This is a genomic window from Tenacibaculum geojense (assembly GCF_042676005.1).
Classification (GTDB): domain Bacteria; phylum Bacteroidota; class Bacteroidia; order Flavobacteriales; family Flavobacteriaceae; genus Polaribacter; species Polaribacter geojense.
Window position 1 is genome coordinate 1 of sequence record NZ_JBHTJR010000034.1, and the last position, 4824, is coordinate 4824.

At 32.3% G+C, this 4824-nt stretch carries 7 protein-coding genes; all 7 read left to right on the forward strand.

Features of this window, described 5'->3' with window-relative positions; genetic code table 11:
* Positions 1-88: 88 nt before the first annotated feature.
* The 7 genes from ACFQ1U_RS06330 to ACFQ1U_RS06360 all read left to right on the forward strand — a co-directional run bounded on the left by ACFQ1U_RS06330 (position 89) and on the right by ACFQ1U_RS06360 (position 4614).
* A complete protein-coding gene (locus ACFQ1U_RS06330; protein WP_386106479.1) occupies positions 89-619 on the forward strand; it encodes a DUF6584 family protein in 531 nt (176 codons plus the stop codon).
* A 188-nt stretch (positions 620-807) separates the two neighbouring features.
* A complete protein-coding gene (locus tag ACFQ1U_RS06335) occupies positions 808-1428 on the forward strand; it encodes a hypothetical protein (RefSeq protein ID WP_386106481.1) in 621 nt (206 codons plus the stop codon).
* A 165-nt stretch (positions 1429-1593) separates the two neighbouring features.
* Positions 1594-2106, forward strand: coding sequence for a hypothetical protein (locus ACFQ1U_RS06340; protein ID WP_386106483.1), 513 nt, complete (start codon positions 1594-1596; stop codon positions 2104-2106).
* A 150-nt stretch (positions 2107-2256) separates the two neighbouring features.
* Positions 2257-2883: a hypothetical protein gene (locus ACFQ1U_RS06345; RefSeq protein WP_386106485.1), complete on the forward strand. Its 627-nt coding sequence runs from the start codon at positions 2257-2259 to the stop codon at positions 2881-2883.
* A 158-nt stretch (positions 2884-3041) separates the two neighbouring features.
* On the forward strand, positions 3042-3506 hold the full coding sequence (locus tag ACFQ1U_RS06350) for a lipocalin-like domain-containing protein (protein WP_386106487.1): 465 nt from the start codon (positions 3042-3044) through the stop codon (positions 3504-3506).
* A 177-nt stretch (positions 3507-3683) separates the two neighbouring features.
* Complete coding sequence (locus ACFQ1U_RS06355; RefSeq protein WP_386106489.1) at positions 3684-4082, forward strand: hypothetical protein; 399 nt, start codon at positions 3684-3686, stop codon at positions 4080-4082.
* A 160-nt stretch (positions 4083-4242) separates the two neighbouring features.
* Positions 4243-4614 (forward strand): hypothetical protein, encoded by a 372-nt coding sequence (locus ACFQ1U_RS06360; RefSeq protein WP_386106491.1) that lies wholly within the window; start codon positions 4243-4245, stop codon positions 4612-4614.
* Positions 4615-4824: the final 210 nt, after the last annotated feature.

Consider the following 4824-nt stretch of genomic DNA (forward strand, 5'->3'; position numbering starts at 1 on the left):
ATGCTAGTGAACAAAAGAAAATAATAACTAATTTAATCCGCAACTGACGGTTATACGAAACCGTTGTGGTGCATTTGAGAGAAACATTGTGAATTTAAAAGAAAAATTAGACAAAATAGATTCCGAAATTGAAATCGGATTGAAATTCAAAGCGACTGACAGGTTGCGGAATTTAATACAGGAAAATCCGAATGAAATTGAATTGTGGAATAAACTCGCTGAACTTTATTACGAAAGCGGATTTTTGGACTCTGCTGGAAAATATTGGATTCTGACTGAACCAACTCACGAACGAATTAAAAAATGCGTTGAGATTTATGAGAAATCGGTAAACTATTCTGGATACCAGATTTTACAAGAGATTGTATTTCGCGGAGACAAATCAAAACTATCTGATTATGCTCAAAAAAAGTTGACTGAATTGGAATCTGATAGTAAAGAAAAAGCTAATTATATCCCGAAGTTCAATCCGAAAACGAATAAACAGAAAAAGAATAATTCTGACCACAAACAAACCTTTAAGGAAAAATTAGGCGGATTTATTTTTTTCTCGATTTTAGCATTCATCGGAATTTTAATAATTATTGGTTTTGTGACTGTAATAAAATGGATATTTTGATAATAAAAAACGACACCACAACAATGTATAACCGCAATTACGGCGGATTCGAACGTAGTCGAATCCACTCAGAATTGCTTAAGCTAGTAAATAACTAAAAACTTTTGGCTAATTTAGCCCGATAACTGACTGGTTATACGAAGCCGTTGTAAGCAATTTGACCCAACAAAATCGAACCAAATCAAATAATGAACGAAAATAGATTTATTGAAAAATTCCAACATAAAACTGACTCGGAATTAGAATATATTTTAGAAAACAAAAAAAGTTACAACGAACAAGCTATCGCAGCTTCTATTCACATTCTGAAGGAAAGAAACGGAAAAACAACTGAATTGGAATCTGTTGAAAACGAAATCAAAATAGAAAAAGAGAAAAAAGAAATTGCCCGTGAAAAAACTATCGAGGAACACAAAAAGAAAAACAATATAACGGACAACCCATATGCACCTGAACTTCATTCAAAAAAAGTAATTATGGTGTTTTCTGGATTATTCTCGACGATTTTTGGAGCAGTATTACTAATGTATAATATGAAGCAAACCGACAATCAAACTGGAAGAATCCAAGTTTTAATTTTTGGAATTTTATATACGATTATCACCCTTGTCGTTGTGAACTTATTAAGCATTGGAGGCAATATTGCTTTGATTTTTAATATTGCAGGTGGTGGAATTTTGACAGAATATTTCTGGAATAAATTTATCGGAAAAGAATTTCAGCACAGAAAAAGGAGTTGGATAAAACCAGCTATTATTTCAGTTATAATAACCGTTCTTTTGATTTTAGCAGTGATATATGAACAATAAAAAACTGCTTACAACAATGTATAACCGCAATTACGGCGGATTCGACTACGTCCGAATCCACTCAGAATTGCTAAAGCTGGTAAATAACTAAAAACTTTTGGCTAATTTAGCCCGATAACTGATAGGTTATACGAAACCGTTACCTGCAAGCTGAAAATTGAAACTATGAAAAAACATTTAGTTATAATTTTACTTCTGATTTCATTAAAAAGTTTTGCCTGTACTTGTGCGATTAAAAAACTTTCCGAATGGCAGAAATATGAATTAGAAAATTCCGAATGTATTTTTATTGGAGAAGTGATTGAAGTAAACGATTCAAATTTGACATTTAAAATAAAGGTAACAGAATCATTAGACGGTGGAGACTCAATCGGAAATATTTACATCGGAAAAAATTGGAAATATTGCAGTCCTTATATTCAGGAAAATGGGAAATGGATTGTTTATGGAAATATGGAAGACGGATTTTTACGTCTAAATATATGCGGAATAAGTAGAAGTTTTGACTATCCAATTGTCAACCCTCTTCCACCTTCGCCAGAACTGTACGAAAAAAGTATGACCGAAAAAGAAAGAAAAAAAGTCTCTGACAAAATGCTTGCTGAGAATATGAAAATTGCGTTATCTGACTTGAAATTGGAAATAATTGCTTTGAGGAAAAGAAGAAATGATGAATAAAAGCCAGCAGGTAACAATGTATAACCGCAATTACGGCGGATTCGACTGCGTCCGAATCCACTCAGAATTGCTTAAGCTAGTAAATAACTAAAAACTTTTGGCTAATTTAGCCCGATAACTGACGGGTTATACGAAGCCGTTGGCAGTAATTTGAATATGAACGAACAAGAAGAAATAATAAGACATTTAGAATCTTTAATTACTAGCGAAGAAGCTGGAGCATCTGTTCTAGCAGAGGCTTTAGAATTCTTAAGAATTTATGCAGGAGACAAAAGTTCTTTTTATAAAAAACTGGAACCATTAATCGCTTGGAATTCCGACAAGCAATTAAAAGAAATGGTTGCTAAAATTTTGAAAGGATATATTAATCATCTGAAAAGTGGATTTGCCAATGGGATAACCATTGAACGAAAAGCTCAAATTGATGTAGTGTCCGATTTTTTGGAACAGGCAAATAACCTATTGCAATCTAAAAAAGTGCATCCTGCCGCACCAACTGTTTTAATCGGAGCTTCATTAGAAGAGTTTTTAAGAAATTGGGTTGAAGAACAAAACATAAGTCTCGGAAATTTAAAACCTGGAATGGATAACTATAGTAAGTTATTAAAAGAAAAAGACTTGATAACGAAACAAGATTTTAAAGACTTGACTTCTTGGGCTGGATTGAGAAATCACGCTGCACACGGAGAATGGTCTGAAGTTGAGGATAAAAGACGAGTAAAATTAATGCTCGAAGGAGTTAACTTGTTTATGCGGAAATATGGGACTGAAAAATAATAAACTACTGCCAACAAAGTATAACCGTAATTACGGCGGATTCGACTGCGTCCGAATCCACTCGGTAATTACTAACACTAGTTATTAAACAAAATACGTAACTTTAATCCCGTAACAACAGTTATACAAATACGTTGTAAACAATTAAAACAAAATCTATGAAGGAATTAAAATTATTTTGCAAATTTTTAATCATATTTATGATTTTCTTATCATGTTCAAGCGAAAACAATTCTAATATTGAAATATCGTCTTTAATAATTGGTAATTGGAAACCTATAAGTGAAATAGCAATTTGTAATTCAACTCAACAAGAAGTTTCAACTCTTGATTCCTGTGAACAAATGGGAAGTTGGATTATAAATGAAAATCATTCAATAACAATCTCAGAATATTATACTTCTACCAATAATGATTGTGAATTAGATTTCACTAATTCTGGAAATTGGTCTATAAACGATAATACTCTTAATATAACTTTAGGGAATGAAACAGTTTCGGCTGAAATAATTGAGTTAACAAATAACACTTTGAAGATTGAATTTGATGCAGATGATAATACAATTTGTAATGATGGTAGTTCTATTTTAAAAATTCATGGTATATTTGAAAAAAATGAATAAATTTAGGAATAGAATAAAACTGTTTACAACAATGGCTATAAATAATTGCTATTACTCGCCTACTCTGAAAATTCCGTTGGAATTTTCACCTACGTGTGTACTTGTTAAATTATCGCTATATTCACGCAACTATTCATAGCCTAGACCGTTGTGTGTAAGCTGGAAAAACTAAATAAAATGGTTCATTATTTACTAGATAGTTCTCAAGAATACACAGAAGAAACCTTTCAAGATGTTAAAAACAGATATACTGAATTTGGTAAAGACCTCTATGAAATCCTAAGAGTTTCCGAGCCTGAAATTTTTAAACATTTAAGATTTTATAAAGCGACTAAACTGATTAAAAAAACTACTTGGGGGAAAGCTGAAACTGAAAATAGTTATGCAATATATGATGACGGAAAAAAATCTTTCGGAATACAACTAGAACCAATGACACCGGTAATTTGTTTGCATAATAAACTGACTCAAATAGAAATCGGAGATTGGGATGAAAATGATTATTACGGAGAATCTATTGAATACATAAAAAAAGAGCTTTTGAAAAATGAAAAGCCTACACACAACAATGTATAACCGCAATTACGGCGGATTCGACTTCGTCCGAATCCACTCAGAATTGCTTAAACTAGTAAACAACTAAAAACTTTTGGCTAAATTAGCCCGGTAACTGACGGGTTATACGAAGCCGTTGGCAATAATATCAGCTGAACGTAAAAAACGAAGAATTTGATTAATGAAATATAGCATTCCAGATAAAAGAGAATTAACAAAATTGGAAATTAAATTTCTGACTTATCTGTTCGAAAAAGAAAAACCGGAATGGAATAATTTAATCGGAAATCTGAAAGTTATTGCGAGATGTGGTTGCGGAAAATGTCCGACTATAATGTTTGGAAAAACATTTGACTCGGAAATTCAAAAAGGAAATTTAATAATTGATTATGCAGGAAAAGGTAAAAACGGAGAATTAATCGGAATTTCTCTGTTCGGAACTGACCAAATTCCGACTGAATTGGAATTTTACTCAATAGACGGAGAATCAGACACTACGGAAATGCCGAAAATTGACACTCTGAAATCTATGAACGAAAATCTTACTGAATGAAAAAAATACTATTGCCAACAATGTATAACCGCAATTACGGCGGATTCGACTACGTCCGAATCCACTCAGAATTGCTTAAGCTAGTATATAACTAAAAACTTTTGGCTAAATTAGCCCGATAACTGACGGGCTATACGAAGCCGTTGTGAGCAATAGTTTCAGTCTTTTGGTTTTCTGAGTATTTATATGGGATATAAAAGTTTAAGGACT